The organism is Cellulomonas sp. JH27-2, from assembly GCF_014837175.1.
In the GTDB taxonomy this organism is placed as follows: Bacteria; Actinomycetota; Actinomycetes; order Actinomycetales; family Cellulomonadaceae; genus Cellulomonas.
In genome coordinates, this window is sequence record NZ_JACYFR010000001.1 from 901,263 (window position 1) to 917,821 (window position 16,559).

A 16,559-nucleotide genomic window follows, 5' to 3' on the forward strand; every position below is an offset into this window, starting at 1 on the left:
TCAACCCTCGCGGGGAAACGAGTCCCGGTCGTGACCTCGTCCGGGAGGCAGGACCGCGGTGCTCGGACGAGTGCTCGCTTCCGGAACCACGCACGCTCGCCGTACGTTGGACACCCGGGGCGCGCCCGCGCCCCGGTCAGGTCCTGCGACCACCCGACGACCCACGCCTGCGAGGTGACATGAGCACCATCGAGCCCGCCGCGGCGAACGCCGACGGGGACGAGATCGACGCCGCCGACCGGCACCACGGTGCGATCGGCCGCCGCGTCGCGGCCCTGCACGAGCGCCTGGACCACGTCCGTGGCGGAAGGCTCGCGCTGCGCGTCACCGTCGCCGTCGTCGGCTGCACGGTGGTCCTCGCCGGCATCGCGATGCTCGTGCTGCCGGGTCCGGGCTGGCTGGCCATCTTCCTGGGGCTGGCGATCCTGGGCACCGAGTTCTCGTTCGCGCGCCGCATCAACGACTGGCTGCGGGACAAGGTGCGGCGCGGGTGGGCGTGGTGGAAGGAGCGTCGCGCCCGTCGCGCGGCGCGCAAGGGTGACGTCACCGAGGACGCGGCGCGCGACGATTCCGGGGTCGCCGAGTAAGCGTTCGGCACCGCGGCGTCCGTCGCGTACGGTCCGGGCATGGCTCCCCAGATCCGCCGCGTCCGGTCCGACGAGTGGCCGCAGGTCCGCGCGTTCCGCCTGGCGGCGCTGCTCGACGAGGCGGCACCGATCGCCTTCCTCGAGACGCACGACGTCGCCGCGGACCGCCCCGACGAGTTCTGGCAGGAGCGGGCCGCCGGCGCATCGGCCGGCGAGACCGCGGCACAGCTCGTGGCGGAGGTCGACGAGGCCTGGGCGGGGACCGCGACGGTCCTGGTCACCCCCGCGGGGACGCCCGACTTCCACGGGCGCGTCACCGAGCACCGCCGCGCGACCGTCGTCGGTGTCTACGTCGACCCGCGGCACCGCGGGTCCGGCGTCATCGACGCCCTGCTGGACGCAGCGGCGGACTGGACCGGCACGCTCGGCATCGCCGAGCTGGCGCTCGACGTCCACGCCGACAACGCCCGCGCCCAGGCCGCGTACCGCCGCGCGGGGTTCGTGCCCACGGGCGGCTCGTTCGTCGGCCGCATCGGCCCGGAGATCGACATGGTCCGGTCGCTGCGGCCCTGACCTCGCCGACGGCCCGCGCCCCAGCAGGGTGCGACGCCGACCCGACCGGGAGTCCGTAAGGTGTCCGCCGTGGACGACGCAGCAGCAACCGACCTCCCGGCCGTCGAGATGTGGACCGACGGCGCGTGCAAGGGCAACCCGGGAGTGGGGGGCTGGGGCGCGTGGATGCGGTTCGGCGGGCACGAGCGCGAGCTGTCCGGCGGCGAGGCCGTCACGACGAACAACCGTATGGAGCTCACGGCCGTGATCGAGGGGCTCAAGGCGCTGAACAGGCCCTGCGACGTCACGCTCCACGTCGACTCGCGCTACGTCATGAACGGCGTGCAGTCCTGGATCGCGGGCTGGAAGCGCAACGGCTGGCGCACGGCGGACAAGAAGCCGGTGAAGAACCAGGAGCTGTGGCAGGCGCTCGACGCCGAGGTGGCCCGGCACTCGATCCGCTGGGTGTGGGTCAAGGGCCACGCCGGAGACCCGGGCAACGAGCGCGCCGACGCGTTGGCCAACCGCGGGGTCGACGAGGTCCGCGCCCGGGGCTGAGCCGGCTCCCGCCGCTCGCGGCCCGGGCGTGCGCGGCCCGTTTTCACCCCGGTTTCCGCCGGTGAAACGTCCGTTTCGTCCGTTCCGTGGCTAGCGTGGGCCACCCACGAACCGCGGACGGACCGGGACAACGATGAGCTCCTGCACGCGTCGCGCCACCTCGGGGCTCATGACGGTCGCGGCGTCCCTGACACTCCTGCTCGCCGGGTGCACCTCCGCACCCGCGCCCACCGGCAGCTCGGCCGACCTGGTGGCCACGAGCAACCAGATCGCGCACGATGCCGAGCAGCGGCTCCTCGACCGGGGTCTCACGTCGGACGTCACGGTCCTGCCCCGGTTCACGACGCAGACGTTCCTGCTCACCGCCGAGGTGACCTTCCCGGCGGACCTGCGCGGCGACGCACTGGCCGACACTGCCGGGTCGGTGCGCCGGACGCTGCTCACCGACGACCGGCTGGCTCCCGGGCAGTCCCTGCGGGTGGACTCCCTCGAGCTCACGGATGCCGGGGTCGCGGGTTCGAGCGCCCGGTGGAACGGCGATGCCGTGGGTCCGACGACGGACGCCGAGGCTCGTCTGTGGGCGCGGGTGACCGACGCCGTCGCGGGCGGGCTCGCCGTCCGGGACGTCCACGTGTGGCACGACGACGGGAAGCCGCTGGCGGTGGAGGTGCTCGACCCGTCCGACGACAGCGCCGTGCCGGGCTCCGACCTCTACACGGACGTCCTCGACCTGATCGACGAAGCCGGGATCGACCCGCGCGCCACGCACGTCACCACCTGGGGGCAGTTCTCGGTCTCGACGGTCGGCAGTGCGCGGCTGGGTGGGCACACGCTGGCCGCGCTCGAGGCGCTGCGGGCGCTGCCCTTCATCGGCTCCGTCCAGGCGGATGCCGACGCGGACGCCGTCACGGTGCACGCGACGACGGCCACCGCGCCCGGCACCGACGAGCCGCTGCCGCTCGACGCCGACGAGCGCAGCGAGGTGCACGACGCCCTCGACGCGGCGGACCTGTCGACCACGGGAGTCACGGTGGAGGTGGCGGCTCAGGCGGTCGACCCCACCCGGTTCTGGCCGCCGCAGGACTGATCGTCGCCGGGCTGCCCGTGCGATTCACCCAGCACCGGCGGACGATGCCTCCAGGCGACGACAGGAGTGGGTAGATGATCGGGCTCGAGCTCGTGGTGGTGCTCGGCGCGGTGATGGTGGCGTGCGGGGTCCTGGCGCGGCGGGTGCACGTGGCCGCGCCGATCCTCCTGCTGCTCTGCGGGGTCGCCCTGGGCTTCGCACCTGCGCTGCGTGACGTGCACCTTCCGCCGGAGCTGATGCTCCTCGTGTTCCTGCCCATGCTGCTCTACTGGGAGGCGCTGACCATCTCGCTGCGGGAGATCCGGGCCACCCTGCGCGGGATCGTGCTCAACAGCACCCTCCTCGTGGTGCTCACGGCCGCGGCCGTCGCCTCCGTCGCGCACGCCCTCGGCATGCAGTGGGGCCCGGCGTGGGTGCTCGGCGCCGCCGTCGCCCCCACGGACGCGACGGCCGTGGGCGTCCTCGCGCGGGCGCTGCCCCGCCGGACTGTGACCGTCCTGCGTGCGGAGAGCCTGGTCAACGACGGGACGGCGCTCGTCGTCTACGGTGTCGCGGTCGGCGTCACGGTCGGCGAGGAGACGCTGACCGTCGGGCACGTGACGTGGCTGGTCCTGCTCTCGGCCGGCGGCGGCATCGGCCTCGGTCTGGCGGTCGCGTGGCTCGGCACCCAGCTGCGACGGCGGGTGCACGACCCCGTCTCCGCCAACGTGCTGATCCTCCTGCTCCCGTTCAGCGCCTACCTTGCCGCCGAGCTCGTCGGCGCGTCCGGGGTGCTGGCAGTGGTGGTGTGCGGGCTCTGGATGAGCCAGGTCGGACCGCGCATCGGTGACGCGGTCACACGCCAGCAGACCACGGCGTTCTGGAGCCTCGCGACGTACCTCATCAACGGGTCGCTGTTTGTGCTCGTCGGCCTCGAGGCGCAGTCGTCGGTCCGCGCCCTGCACAGCACCTCGGTCGCGTCGGCGGTCGGGATGGTCGGCGTCGTGTTCCTGGTGATCGTCGTGGTCCGGTTCGTCTTCCAGGTCGTCTCCGCGTACGCCATCCGGGCGATCGACCGTCGACCCTCCCAACGCGCTCGACGGATCACCCACCGGGCGCGGGCCGTCACCACGGTCGCGGGCTTCCGCGGTGCGGTCTCGCTGGCTGCGGCCCTCGCCGTCCCGACGTCGCTCTCGGCGGGTGGCCCCTTCCCGCAGCGTGACCTCATCGTCTTCGTGACGGCGGGCGTCGTGGCCACCACCCTGGTGGTGCAGGGGATGCTGCTGGGGCCGACCGTGCGCTGGGCTCACCTCCCGGCCGACGACGGTGTGGCAGCCGAGCGACACCTGGCCGAGATCACCGCGACGGAGGAGGCGCTGGAGGCCCTGCCGCGGATCGCGGGCTCGCTCGGCACGGACGACGAGGTCGTCGACCGCACCAGGACGGAGTTCGACGAGCACCTCGCGATCCTGCGGGCACGGGACGGTGACGCCGATGACGCCGACGGGACGATCCGCCTGGACGACGAGTACGTCGACCTGCGCCTGGCGCTCCTCGCGCACAAGCGGGCGACCGTCATCCGCCTGCGCGACGAGCGGCGCATCGACGACACCGTGCTGCGCCAGGTCCAGGCGCGCCTCGACCTCGAGGAGGTCCGGGCACGCCGCGAGGAGCGCGTCGACGACTGAGGTGCGGTGGTGCTGCGCCGGATCCGTCAGGCCCGCAGCGGCGAGCCGGCTGCGTCGAACGCCTCCGCGTGCGGGACGTCCGCCAGCAGAGGTGCGGCCTCCTTGATGGCCGCGCGCACGGCGTCGAGCGCGAGCGACTCGCGGTGGGCGATCGCCGACGTCCACGTCTCGCACACCAGCACGGTGTCCGGCTCGTCGTCCCGCTTCCCCACCTCGTAGGCGAGGCACCCGATCGTGCCGAGCCCCGGTCCGGGGCGCGTCAGCAGCGCGACGAGGTCGTCGCGTCGGCCGGGGGCCGCGCGGAAGGTGGTCCAGCGGACGTGGGGCATCGAGGCATCCTGACACGCACGCAGGCTCACCGCGCGCCTAGCTCTCGCGGACCGCCTCCTCGTCGGGGGCCGGGATCTCGCCCGGCCGGTAGCGGGGCAGGCGGCTCGCGGGCAGGATCGCGAGCGCGCTCACGGCGGCGAGCACCATCAGCCCGGTCTTCAACGCGCTCAGGCGCGCGTCGGCGTTGAGCTGCACGATCTGGTCCACCTGCGCGGGCGTCGCGTCGGTCCCCTCGAGCGTGGTCCGCAGGTTGTCGTTGCTGACGAAGTTGACGTTGTCGAGGCCGGCCTGCACGCGCAGCTCGTCGGGCAGGTCCGGCGAGCCGACGAACGCCGACGCGACCCCGAGGCCCAGGAGCGTCACCAGGAGGGCGCCCGACAGGGCGGTGCCGACGGCGGACGCGAGGTTCTGCGTGGTCCCGCGCAACGAGCCGACGTCGCCGGCCATCGACTTCGGCGACGACGTGACGAGCACGTTGAACAGCAGCGTGACGAGCGCCCCCTGCCCGACGCCGAAGACGAACAGCCCCAGGATCGTCGGGAACGTCTCCCAGTTGTTGGTGACCACGAGCGCGAGCCACGCCAGCGCGACCGTCGTCAGACCGAACGCGGCGCGCCCGATCGTGCGGGTGCTGAACCGGCCGTAGAGCCGCACGACGAGCAGCGCGGAGAAGAACACGGTCAGGTTGAACGGCATCATCGCGATCGCGGTGTCGAACGCGCTGCGCCCCTGCACGATCTGGATGTACAGCGGCACGGTGAAGTTCAGCGAGGCCTCGAGCGCGACGACGACGAACAGCGCGTAGACGGCCGAGCGCTCGGTGCGGGAGCGGATGACGTGCAGGTCGATCAGCGGCACGCCGCCCGACGACGAGCGCCGGCGCGTCCAGACGAAGAAGGCCTGACCCAGGATCACGCCCAGGACGACGAGCACGGGCGCCGGCGACAAGCCCGCGAGGTCGAACAGGGCGGCGTCGCGGGCCGTCAGGATGCCCCAGCTGTTGAGGTTGTTGAAGCCCATGGTGAGCATGACGACGGCCGCGCCGACGAGCACGGCCGCGACCGCGTCGATCTTCACGTCCGTGCTGCCGCGGTCGGAGCGGAGCCGGAAGCTCATGACGAAGACGGCGACGGCCACCGCGATGAGCAGCGCGAAGACGGGACGCCACCCGACGGTCGAGCCGAGGATCCCGCCGATCAGGAACGCGGACACGCCGGACGCGGCACGGGCCGACCCGAGCGATCCGACGGCGGTCGCCTGCTGCGGCCCGTGGTAGTTCTCCGCGATCAGGGCGACGAGCGACGGGACGATGATGGCCGCGGCGGCGCCCGCGAGCGCCTGCGCCGTGATGACCACACCGACGTCCCACGCGAACGTCATGAGCCCCATCGCCACGGCGAACACGACGACGACCACCCGGAAGACGACCACCCAGCCGAACCGCTGCCCCAGCTTGGCGCCCGTCATGACGAGCGCGGCGACCACCAGGCCGTACATCACGATCGCCGTGCTGACGTCGGTGGGCGGGACGTCGAAGTCGTCGACCATCCCGCCCAGCGACACCGGCAGGGCCGCGACGTTGAACGACATCAGCACCTGCGCGAGGGCGAGCGCGATCATGGGGACCCAGGAGGCCCTCGTCGTGCCCGGCGGTGTCGTCATCGGACGTCCTCTCGGTCGTGGGTCGCGTCGGGGCGGGACGCGAACAGGTTGAGGCCGAGCTCGGCCGACAGGAACCGCGTCGCGCGGACCCCGCGCACGCTGTTGCCGGCGTCGTCCAGGGGCGCCGAGTACGTGGCCAGCGCGCCCTTGCCTGGTGCGACGGTGACGATGCCGCCGGAGACGCCGCTCTTGCCCGGCATCCCGACGTCGTCGAGCCACTCGCCCGACCGCTCGTAGAGCCCGGACGCCGCGAGCGCGGCGAGCACGTGCCGGCAGACGGAGGCGTCGACGACCCGCTCGTGCGTGACGGGGTTGATGCCGCCGTCGGCGAGGGTCGCGCCCATCACCGCGAGGTCTCGCGCGGACACCCGTAGGGCGCACTGCTGCGTGTAGAGGTCGGTCGTCTCCAGGGGGTCGCGCGCCAGGCGGCCGTAGCTCTCGAGCAGGCGAGCGATCGCGCGGTTGCGCTGGTTGCTGGCCGCCTCCGACTCGTAGACCTCGACGTCGAGCGCCAGTGGGCGCCCCGCGAACGCCGACAGGCCGTCGTGCAGGTACTGCCACCGCGCGGCCGGGCTCGCCCCCGGGACCAGCGCCGTGACGGCGATGGCACCGGCGTTGACCATCGGGTTCATCGGGCTGCCGTCGTTGAGCTCGACCGCCATGACGGAGTTGAACGGCAGGCCCGTCGCGTTGACGCCGACCGCCTCCCGCACGGCGTCGTGCCCGTGCTCCTCGAGGGCGAGCGCGTAGACGAAGGCTTTGGAGATGGACTGCACCGAGAACTCGTGGTCCGCGTCGCCGACGACGTGCACGGACCCGTCCACGTCGACGACGCTGAGCCCGAACAGTGCGCGGTCCGCAGAGGCGAGCGCGGGGATGTAGTCCGCGACGACGCCGCTGTCGTCGTCGCGGTACCGGGCGTGGGCGTCGGCCAGCAGCTCCTCGACCCGCCCGAAACGCGGCAGGCGACCCGTGGAGACGGCCGCCAGGACGTGCTGATCGTCGACGTCCCTGGTCATCGGCGCACCACGCAGATCACCCTTTCACCTGTACCGATGTGGCGACCGACAAGGGCACCATCGAAGGCGACACGCGCAGGGGCGCTCGCCAGCGCCGGGCGAGCGCGGAGCCGCCGCGTCCGACGGGACGGCGAGGGGCAGGCCGGGCAACGGCCGGTCCACCCCTCGTCGCCCGTCGGGCGGAAGCGTCAGGGCGTGACGATCGCGAAGTTCTTGTCACCCGGGTCGAGGACCGCGCCGAGCCGTGCGAGCACCGAGGCGTCCCCGGATACCTCGATCTTCGCGTTGGCGAGCGCGTCCGGCGTGAGGCCGGCCGCGAGCGCCGGGAGGGCGCGACGAGTGCCCGTGAGCGTCACGTCCGCGTCCCCCTGCTGGGGGGCAGAGCTGTAGGTCAGCACCCCGTTCGCCAGCCGCAGCCGGTAGCGCTCGTCCACGTCCGACAAGACCACGTCGATCGACAGGTTCTCGTCCCACGCCTTCGGGCCGTCGATCTGGATGGCGATCGCGTCGAACAGCATCGAGGGGCTGAGCTGCCCGATCACGTCGGGGGCGGTGGTCTCCGTCGGCGTGCCGAACTGGCCGTCGCGCAGCTCCGTGGCGCCGGACAGGTAGAAGTCGCGCCAGGTGCCGTTCTCCGACCCGTACCCGAGCTGCTCGTACGTGTCCGCCAGCAGCTCCCGGGCGGCGGCGTGATTCTCGTCGGCGAACACGACGTGGTTGAGGACCTCCGCCACCCACCGGTAGTCGCCCTCGTCGAACGATGCCCGTGCCTTCTCGACGACGGCGTCGGCGCCGCCCATGAACTCGACGTACCGCGTCGCCTTCTCGACCGGCGTGTGCTCCCAGAGGTGCGCGGGGTTGCCGTCGAACCAGCCGAGGTAGCGCTGGTAGATGGCCTTGACGTTGTGGCTCACCGAACCGTAGTAGCCGTGCGTGTTCCACGCGTTGTGGAGCGCGGGCGGCAGCTGGATCTCCTCCGCGATCTCCGGCCCGGTCAGACCCTTGTTCAGCAGGCGCAGGGTCTGGTCGTGCAGGTACGCGTAGATGTCGCGCTGCTGGGAGATGAGCTCGATGACACGCTCCTTGCCCCACGTCGGCCAGTGGTGAGAGGCGAAGACGACCTCGACATCGCTCCCGAACAGATCGATCGCCTCGGTCAGGTAGTGGGCCCACGCGTGAGGGTCACGGACCACGGCACCGCGCAGGGTGAGGAGGTTGTGCAACGTATGGGTGACGTCCTCGGCGGCGCACAGGGCCTTGTGGTCCGGGAGCCAGATGAGCATCTCGGCCGGCGCCTCGGTGCCAGGTGCCATCTGGAACACCATGCGCACACCGTCGACGACCTCCTCGTGCCCGGTGGTGCTGATCAGGTCCGTCGGAGCGATCAGGGAGACCGTGCCGATGGAGAGCGTCTGGCCCAGGCCGGCACCCACGCCACCCTGCGGGCCGCGCGCGAGGGCAGCCCCGTACATGTATCCCGCGCGCCGGTTCATGGCCGTGCCTGCGTAGACGTTCTCCGACACGGCGTGCTCGATGAACCCCTCGGGCGCGAAGATCCGCACGGCACCCGCGTCGACCTCGTCCTGCGACACGAATCCCTTGACCCCGCCGAAGTGGTCGGCGTGCGAGTGGGTGTAGACCACGGCCTTCACGGGCCGGTCGCCGCGGTGCTCGCGGTACAGCGCCAGGGCGGCGGCGCCGGTCTCGGCAGACAACAGCGTGTCGATGACGACGATGCCCTCGTCCCCTTCGATGAACGACGTGTTCGAGAGGTCGACACCACGAACCTGATAGATGCCGGGAACCACCTCGAAGAGACCTTGCACGGCGTTCAGCCGGGACTGCCGCCACAGGCTCGGGTTGACGGTGTCGGGTGCGTCGCCATCGACGAAGTCGTACGTGTCGTTGTCCCACAGGACGGTGCCGTCGTCGGCGGTGACGGCGTTCGGCTCGCGGCGGGCGACGAGGCCGCGGGTGGCGTCCTCGAAGTCTCGCTCGTCCGAGAAGGGCAGGCTGTCCAGCAGCGCCCGCTGCTGCGCCTTGATGATGTCTGTCGCGGGCTTCGGTGTAGTTGCCATGGGGCCAGCATGACACCACCCAAGTAAGGGCAAAACCCCAGACACACGTCCAGGTCGTGAACGGACGCAGCTACCTGAAACGCGAGGTCAGAGGGCTGGGCCCGTCGCTCCGCGAGCACGCCACTGCTCCGCGCGGGCGTACGCCGTCTCGACCGACTCCATGAGGACCGCGGTCTCCGTGACGACCGAGTCCTCGCCGAGGACCGCGAGGGTTCCCACGCGACGCATCACCGCGAGGAGCTCGTCGGGCACCCCGCACAGGATCAGGCGCACGTTGTGCTCCCGCAGCTTTACGGCAGCCCGCTCGAAGGCCTTGAGGAAGGTGGCGCTCGGGATGCCCGCCGAGCCGCGCAGGGAGAGCACGAGGGCGGCATCGTGGGCGTCGCGCGGGTCCGGCCACTCGTCCTCGAGCCGATTGACCTCCGCGAAGAACGAGCCGCCGGCGTAGTGCAGGACGGTGGTGCGGCCGCTGGGGATGGCCTTCGGGGCGTCCTCGATGCGCCAGCCGCCGGCACCGTCGGGGATGAGCTCGAAGAGCTTGCCCTTGCGCGACGCGGCGACCGCGTACAGCAGGATCGACAAGCCGGCCCCGATGAAGATCGCGTCCTGGAGCGGCAGCTGCGTCGTCGCGAGGAACGTGATGACCATCGCGACCGACGACAGGACCGACGTGCGCAGCACGAGCTTGATGTCGCGCAGACGCCCCGCGATGAGCTCGCCGCCGATGACGAGCAGAAGCCCTCCGATGACCGCCATCGGGATCTCGCCCGCGATCGGACCGACCGCCAGCACCAGCAGCGCGAGCCACACGCCTGCGAAGATCCCGGACCAGCGGGTCTTCGCGCCGGCGCTCGTGCCGACGCCGGTGCGGGACAGCGAGCCGCCCGTCGGCAGGGCGGAGAAGAACCCGCCGGCGATGTTGGCCAGGCCCTGGGCGGTGAAGTCCTTGGACGCGTCGGGCCGCGAGCCGTCCGGGTTGGCGACGGCTGCCCCGATGCCGGCGGCCTGTGCGAGGCCGACGAGCGCGATGGCGATGGCGCCCGACGCGAGCGCCGGGACCGCACCCAGGTCCGGCAGGGAGAACGGCGGCAGCGATCGCGGGATCGCGGCGATGTCCTTGACCAGCTCGACGTCGGGCTTGACGATCGCGCACACGACGCTGACCACGAGCAGCGCGATGAGGGTCGCGTACGACTCGAGCGGCTTGATGAGCTTGAAGACGAACCAGACGCCGACGGTGGCGAGCGCGACGACGACCGTCGGGCCGCGCCAGTCGCCGAGGTGCGCGAAGGCGTCGACGAACTTCGCGATCGTGTTGTGGCGGGTCGGCGTGTACCCGGTCGCGTCCTTGATGACGCCCGCGATGATCTGCAGCGCGATGCCGGCGGTGAAGCCGGTCATGACCGCCGTCGAGACGAAGGACATCACCGAGCCCAGCTTCAGCAGGCCCATGACCAGCATGACGACGCCCACCAGGAGGGTGAGGGTCGCGAGGCCGCCGAGGTCCGTGGGCTTCAGCCCGGCCGCCGCGAGGATGCTCTGCGACGACAGCGCGATGGCGCTGGTCAGCGTCGTGACCATGAGGACGGTACGCGCGAAGACGGACCCGACGATCGTCGGGACGACTCCCGACCACAGCCCCAACGGAGCCGCGAAACCACCGATGCTCGCGTAGGCCATGCCCTCCGGGATGGAGAAGAGGCCCGTCACGAAGCCTGAGGTGACGTCCTGCGTGGTCGGCTTGCCGAACGCGGGCTTGGCGTCCGCTCCCGGCAGCGCCCCGGTCTGGCCGGGCACCGGTTCGGGGGTCGGTTCGGAAGTCGGCTCGGGGGTCGACGACTCGGGCGTGGCGCTCGCAGGCCCGGGCGTCGTCGGAGCGGGCTCGTCGGACGACGGCGCAGGTGGTTCGTGCGAATCGCTCACCCGGTCGAGCATGCCAGGGATCCCCCCGCCACGGGCACCGTTCCGGTTCGAGCACTGGTCGAGCGACCTCCTCCCTGGTCCCCCTCCTCCGTCCCGGTGCACCGCGCTCGTCTCACGGTTCGAACATGTGTACGAGGTTGTGTCAGTGGTCGGTGGGAGGATTTGTCCATGTTCACCGACGGGAGCGACACCGGTTCGCCGGACCAGGGCGCGGGATCTACCGCGTCCCGTCCGGCCGACGGCGACGCTCGCGGGAGTGATGTCGATCTGCTGGGCGGTGATCTGGTCGGGGTCGCCGGGTGGAGCGATGAGGACGTGCTCGCCGCGCTCGGTCAGGCCGAGGCTGCCGCCCGACGAGAGGACGCGTGGCGGGCCCGGTTGGCCGCGGAGGTCGACGACCGATCCGGGCGCGGCCTGGGAACGTCGTCGTTGGCCGCCCGACGCGGGTGCCGCAATGCCCGCGAGCTGATCCGACGCCTCACCGGCGCCGCGGACATCTCCGTGTCCCGATGGTTGCGACTCGGACACGCCACCACCGCACCCACCACCTTGGACGGGCGCCCGCTGCCGGCCCGGTTCGCGCACGTCGCCGCCGCCCTGCACGAAGGCCGCATCAACACCGACGCTGCGACCCGGATCATCGACGAGCTGAACCCCGTCCGCGACGTCGCCGGCGACCAGGCCGTGGCCGCCGCCGAGGACGAGCTCGTCACCGCATGCGCCGCACCCCGTCCTGGTGGGCGGGCCCGCCTGGACGCCGAGTCCGTGCGCATCCAGGCCCGCACCTGGGCCCAGTTCCTCGACCAGGACGGCACCGAACCCGACGAACAGACCACCCTGGCCCGCCGAGCCCTGCGCCTGGGCGCCACCCACCACGGACTGATCAAGATCACCGGCCTGCTCCTGCCCGAGGTCGCCGCCATGCTCGCCGCCTACGCCGACGCCGCCACCAACCCCCGCACCCCCGACGTGGGCCACCCCACCACCAGCAACGAGGACACCAACACCGCAGGGCAGGTCGGGCGCGACCCACGCACCCGGCCCCAGCTCATGCACGACATCCTCGCCTCAGCCCTGTCCGCAGCCGCCCGCGTCGCCGACCAGAGCTCCCTGGCCGGCAACTCCCCCACCGTCCTGGTCGCCGTCCGCCACCCAGACACCCACAGCACCGGCACCGGCAACCACGGCACACCAACCGACGCGGGCACGGGCGGCACCGGCAACCACAACCCGGACAAGGACACCAGCACGCACCAGCGCCGCTACGGCGCCGGGGCCGTGTTCAGCGGCAACCAGTTCGGTGCCCCCCTGCCCCTGTCACCAGGCGCCGTCGACCAGCTCACCTGCCACGGCACCACCCAGCACATCACCTACGACCACCACGGCGCCATCACCGCGATCTGGTCCCCCACCCGCACCTTCACACCCCACCAACGCCGCGCCATCACCCTGCGCGACGGCGGCTGCATCATCCCCGACTGCCACGTCCCCGCCGCCTGGTGCGAAGTCCACCACGTCACCCCCCACGCCCAGAACCCGTCCGGCACCCACACCCACAACGGCGTCCTGCTGTGCTGGCACCACCACCGCACCATCGACACCAACGGATGGCAGATCCGCATGCAAGACGGCACCCCATGGGTCCAACCACCACCCTGGCTCCACCACCCCCACGACCCTCACGACAACTGGCAACCCGCCACCGGATCACCCACCCACTTCCTCGACACCCTCCACCACCGCGGACTCCTCCACACCCGAACGCGCCAATAGAGGAGTGCGGGCGCGCTTGGCGCAGCTGGACGCGAGCCCGTTCGCGCGGACACGCGCGAGCGCCGTTCTGGTCCGCCGCGGACCGCGCGGGCATGGATCAGACGACGGGACCTCGGGTGACCTCGACAGCCGACCGCGGCCTCGTCGTCACCCGTCACTGTGACCAGCACGTGGTAGTTGTCGATCCGACCGCCGAAGATGTCGCCGTAGACCGCCAACGAACCCGAGCGCACTCCGGGGAGGTGCCGTCGGATGTCGGAGTCGCTGGGCCTGCTGGACTGGCTCGACGAGCGGTACGTCACCGCGAACCGCGCGGTGCTGGACCCGCTGTGGCAGTGGCGGCGACGCGTGTACGGCGCGCCGTTCCTCACCTACCTGGTCGTCGCGCTGATCGGGTCGGTGGTCGCGCTGCTGCTCGTCGCGCACGTCCCGGCCACCACCAGCGTGGCCGCCGTCGCGGTGGCGGGAAGGCTCCCACTGCGCCCACCACGCCCGCACCGGCATTTCCGGCTCGGCGCTGTCAGCTGTCGGCGATTGATTCCAGGATGTCCCGAAGCCTCTCGAGGTCAGCCGTGACGAGTGCCTGGTCGTGTGCGAAGTCATCGTCGGTCATCTCGTCACCGCGACGTAGCGTGAACACCACCTCGCTGCACCGGCTCCCCGCAGCCCCGACGATCACCCGCATCGGCACGTGCACGGTCTCGCCGGACGGGGTGAGCACGTCGTGGTCCAGGACGCCCAGATCGTTGATCGGGGCGAAGACGATCTGCGCCCTCCCGCCGGGGGTGTCGAAGAACCACGCATCACCCTCGTGCACCATCGGGCCACCGAGACCGGCCGCCCACTGCGGCAGGTTCGCTGGGTCGGCCACGAAGGCGTAGACGTCCGCCACCGGCCGAGCGATCTGGACGGCGAGGTGGACTGACGGCTGGCTCGGCGGGTGTTGCGACTCGGTCCCCATCCCGCCGATGCTGCCACTCGCCACCGACGCGGCAACCCGGGCAGAGCTCCCATCAGGTCGCGGGTTCGTCGTCGATGCGCGGGTTGCAACGCGCGGTCCGACGAGGAACCCGCGACTCCACGGCGTCTACGCCGGCGTCAGGATCACCAGCTCCCGGGTCGTGCGGGTCATCGCGACGTAGCGGTCGACGGCACCCTCGATCCCCTCGCCCCACGCGTCGGGATCGACGAGCACCACCAGGTCGAACTCCAGCCCCTTGGCGAGGTCGGCGCTGAGCGACAGCACGCGGTCCCGCGCGACGAAGGTCGGGTCGCCGATGACGCAGGCCGTCCCCTCGTCGTGCGTCGACAGCCACGCGTCGACGATCGCGTCCCGCTCGTCGGCCGACGCGGACCGCACGGGGACGCCGCCGGTCCGGATGGACGTGGGCACGTTCGCGTCGGGCAGTGCGGCACGGATCACGGGCTCGGCGACCGCCATGACCTCGCTCGGGGTGCGGTAGTTCACCGTCAGCGACGCGACGTTGATGCGGTCCAGCCCGACGCGCTGCAGCCGCTCGGTCCACGTCTCGGTGAACCCGCGCCGCGCCTGCGCCCGGTCGCCGACGATCGTGAACGACCGCGACGGGCAGCGCGCCAGCAGCATCTGCCACTCCGCGTCCGTCAGCTCCTGGGCCTCGTCGACCACGACGTGCGCGAACGGACCGGCCAGCGGGTCGGCGTCGGCGGTCGGCAGCAGGCCCGGGTCGACGAGGGCCTCCTGCAGGTCCTCGTGGCGCAGCATCTTCATGATCCCGAGCTCGGAGTCGTCCGTCGCGATCAGGTCGTCGACCACGTCCTTGATCCGTGAACGGTCCGCCGCCACCGCCGCGTCGTGCCGCTGCCGGCGCGCGGCTGCATCGGCGTCGCCCAGTCGTCGCCGGGCGGCGTCGAGCAACGGCAGGTCGCCCAGGGTCCAGGCCCGTGGGTCGTCGCGCTGGAGCAGCACGACCTCCTCCGGTGACAACCAGGGCGCGGACAACCGCAGGTAAGCCGGCACCGACCACAGGTCCGCCACCAGCTCGGTCGCCTCGAGCATGGGCCACGCGCGGTTCAGCGCCGCCCGGAGCCCGCGGTGCGCACGCAGCGCCGGCGCGAGCTGGTCGCCGACCACCCCCTCGTCGGACGCCTTGTCCACCAGGATCTCGACGAGCGCGTCGCGCACCTGCTCTCGGGCCTCGTTGTGCGGCGTGCCGGGATCGGGCGCCTCGAAGGCCTCGGCCCAGTCGTCGGCGCTCAGCCACAGGTCGGCCCACTCGGTCTCGACGAGCAGCTCCTCGGCCGGCGGGCGCTCCGAGAAGCGCACCGCGGGCTCGACGGCCGCGACCATCGCGGCCGACGACTTCAGCCGCGCCACCTCGGGATCGGCCTCGGGACCGGCCGATGCCCCCTCGGTGACGAGATCGCGCACCGTGCAGGTCCGCACCCCCTCCTCCCCCAGGCTCGGCAGCACGTCCTCGACGTACGCGAGGTACGGCTCGTGCGGACCGACGAGCAGCACCCCGCCCCGCCGGTGGCCCAGGCGCGGGTCGGAGTACAGCAGGTAGGCGGTGCGGTGCAGCGCGACGACCGTCTTGCCCGTGCCGGGGCCGCCGTCGACGACGAGCGCGCCCACCGAGTCCGCGCGCACGATCGCGTCCTGGTCGGCGGCGATCGTCGACAGCACGTCGCGCATCCGCGGCGAGCGGCTGGCACCCAGGCTCGCGATGAAGGCCGACTGGTCGTCGAGCGCGGCGGTCTGCTCGAGGCCCGCCTCGGTGAACGCCTCGTCCCAGTAGTCGGTGACGCGCCCACCGGTCCAGCGGTAGCGCCGCCGGCTCGCGAGCCCGCAGGGGTCCGCATGGGTCGCGGCGAAGAACGGCTCGGCGGCCGGGGAGCGCCAGTCGACGAGCAGCCGCCGGTCGGCGCCGTCGGTCAGCCCGAGCCGCCCGATGTAGACGGCCTCGCCGCCGTCCGCGGGGACGATCCGCCCCAGACACAGGTCGAGCCCGAACCGCCGCAGCGCCCGCAGCCGGCCGGTCAGGCGGTGGATCTCGGCGTCACGCTCCACGGCCGCCGTCCCGCCCCGGCCCGGGTTCCTGCGCACCTCGTCGAGCCGGGCGGCCAGGTCGGCCGTGGTGGCCTCGAGAGCCGACGCGATGGCAGCGAAGTGCGCCTCGTCGGCGGCGATCAGGGCCGACTCGGCCTTCGCGGCGAGCCGGTCGGGCAGCTGGAACGGGCGGAAAGGGGGGTCGTCAGCGCCGGTCGTCGGCAGGGTCACACGGGGCTCCACGGGAGGCAGGGTTCGATGCGAGCAGCGATTCTGCGCTCCGAGGGGGGCCTTG

At 72.3% G+C, this 16,559-nt stretch carries 14 protein-coding genes; 7 read left to right on the top strand and 7 right to left on the bottom strand.

Annotation, left to right across the window (positions count from 1 at the left end):
- The first annotated feature begins 179 nt into the window (after window positions 1–179).
- The 5 genes from IC607_RS04315 (at window position 180) to IC607_RS04335 (ending at window position 4,451) form a co-directional block, all read left to right on the top strand.
- Window positions 180–587, top strand: a complete 408-nt coding sequence (locus IC607_RS04315; protein WP_191785729.1) for a TIGR02611 family protein — start codon at window positions 180–182, stop codon at window positions 585–587.
- A gap of 39 nt (window positions 588–626) precedes the next feature.
- Entirely contained in the window at window positions 627–1,160 is a 534-nt protein-coding gene (locus IC607_RS04320) for a GNAT family N-acetyltransferase (protein ID WP_191785730.1), read from the top strand.
- Between the two features lie 108 nt (window positions 1,161–1,268).
- Entirely contained in the window at window positions 1,269–1,697 is a 429-nt protein-coding gene (gene rnhA / locus IC607_RS04325; protein ID WP_191785905.1) for a ribonuclease HI, read from the top strand.
- Between the two features lie 133 nt (window positions 1,698–1,830).
- Window positions 1,831–2,784: a hypothetical protein gene (locus IC607_RS04330; protein WP_191785731.1), complete on the top strand. Its 954-nt coding sequence runs from the start codon at window positions 1,831–1,833 to the stop codon at window positions 2,782–2,784.
- 74 nt (window positions 2,785–2,858) lie between these two features.
- Window positions 2,859–4,451 carry a Na+/H+ antiporter gene (locus IC607_RS04335; protein WP_191785732.1) on the top strand — a complete coding sequence of 531 codons (1,593 nt, stop codon included), beginning with the start codon at window positions 2,859–2,861 and terminating at the stop codon, window positions 4,449–4,451.
- Between the two features lie 26 nt (window positions 4,452–4,477).
- On the opposite strand, the gene IC607_RS04340 is transcribed toward IC607_RS04335, so the two are convergent.
- The 5 genes from IC607_RS04340 to IC607_RS04360 all read right to left on the bottom strand — a co-directional run bounded on the left by IC607_RS04340 (window position 4,478) and on the right by IC607_RS04360 (window position 11,463).
- Window positions 4,478–4,780 (bottom strand): putative quinol monooxygenase, encoded by a 303-nt coding sequence (locus tag IC607_RS04340; RefSeq protein ID WP_191785733.1) that lies wholly within the window; start codon window positions 4,778–4,780, stop codon window positions 4,478–4,480.
- 37 nt (window positions 4,781–4,817) lie between these two features.
- Window positions 4,818–6,443 carry an MFS transporter gene (locus tag IC607_RS04345; RefSeq protein WP_225224319.1) on the bottom strand — a complete coding sequence of 542 codons (1,626 nt, stop codon included), beginning with the start codon at window positions 6,441–6,443 and terminating at the stop codon, window positions 4,818–4,820.
- Entirely contained in the window at window positions 6,440–7,462 is a 1,023-nt protein-coding gene (gene glsA / locus IC607_RS04350; protein WP_191785734.1) for a glutaminase A, read from the bottom strand. Before glsA ends, IC607_RS04345 begins: the two co-directional genes overlap by 4 nt.
- 188 nt (window positions 7,463–7,650) lie before the next feature.
- Window positions 7,651–9,540, bottom strand: coding sequence for an alkyl/aryl-sulfatase (locus IC607_RS04355; RefSeq protein ID WP_191785735.1), 1,890 nt, complete (start codon window positions 9,538–9,540; stop codon window positions 7,651–7,653).
- Window positions 9,541–9,627: 87 nt separating this feature from the next.
- Window positions 9,628–11,463, bottom strand: a complete 1,836-nt coding sequence (locus IC607_RS04360) for a SulP family inorganic anion transporter (protein WP_370525996.1) — start codon at window positions 11,461–11,463, stop codon at window positions 9,628–9,630.
- 168 nt (window positions 11,464–11,631) lie between these two features.
- Here IC607_RS04360 and IC607_RS04365 point away from each other — a divergent pair, with 168 nt between their 5' ends.
- A complete protein-coding gene (locus IC607_RS04365) occupies window positions 11,632–13,236 on the top strand; it encodes an HNH endonuclease signature motif containing protein (protein ID WP_191785737.1) in 1,605 nt (534 codons plus the stop codon).
- 252 nt (window positions 13,237–13,488) lie between these two features.
- Window positions 13,489–13,812 (top strand): hypothetical protein, encoded by a 324-nt coding sequence (locus IC607_RS04370; RefSeq protein ID WP_191785738.1) that lies wholly within the window; start codon window positions 13,489–13,491, stop codon window positions 13,810–13,812.
- Here the strand turns inward: IC607_RS04370 and IC607_RS04375 are convergent.
- A complete protein-coding gene (locus tag IC607_RS04375; RefSeq protein ID WP_191785739.1) occupies window positions 13,757–14,197 on the bottom strand; it encodes an SRPBCC domain-containing protein in 441 nt (146 codons plus the stop codon). The genes IC607_RS04370 and IC607_RS04375 overlap by 56 nt on opposite strands.
- A gap of 126 nt (window positions 14,198–14,323) precedes the next feature.
- On the bottom strand, window positions 14,324–16,507 hold the full coding sequence (gene helR, locus IC607_RS04380) for an RNA polymerase recycling motor ATPase HelR (protein ID WP_370525997.1): 2,184 nt from the start codon (window positions 16,505–16,507) through the stop codon (window positions 14,324–14,326).
- Window positions 16,508–16,559 lie beyond the last annotated feature (52 nt).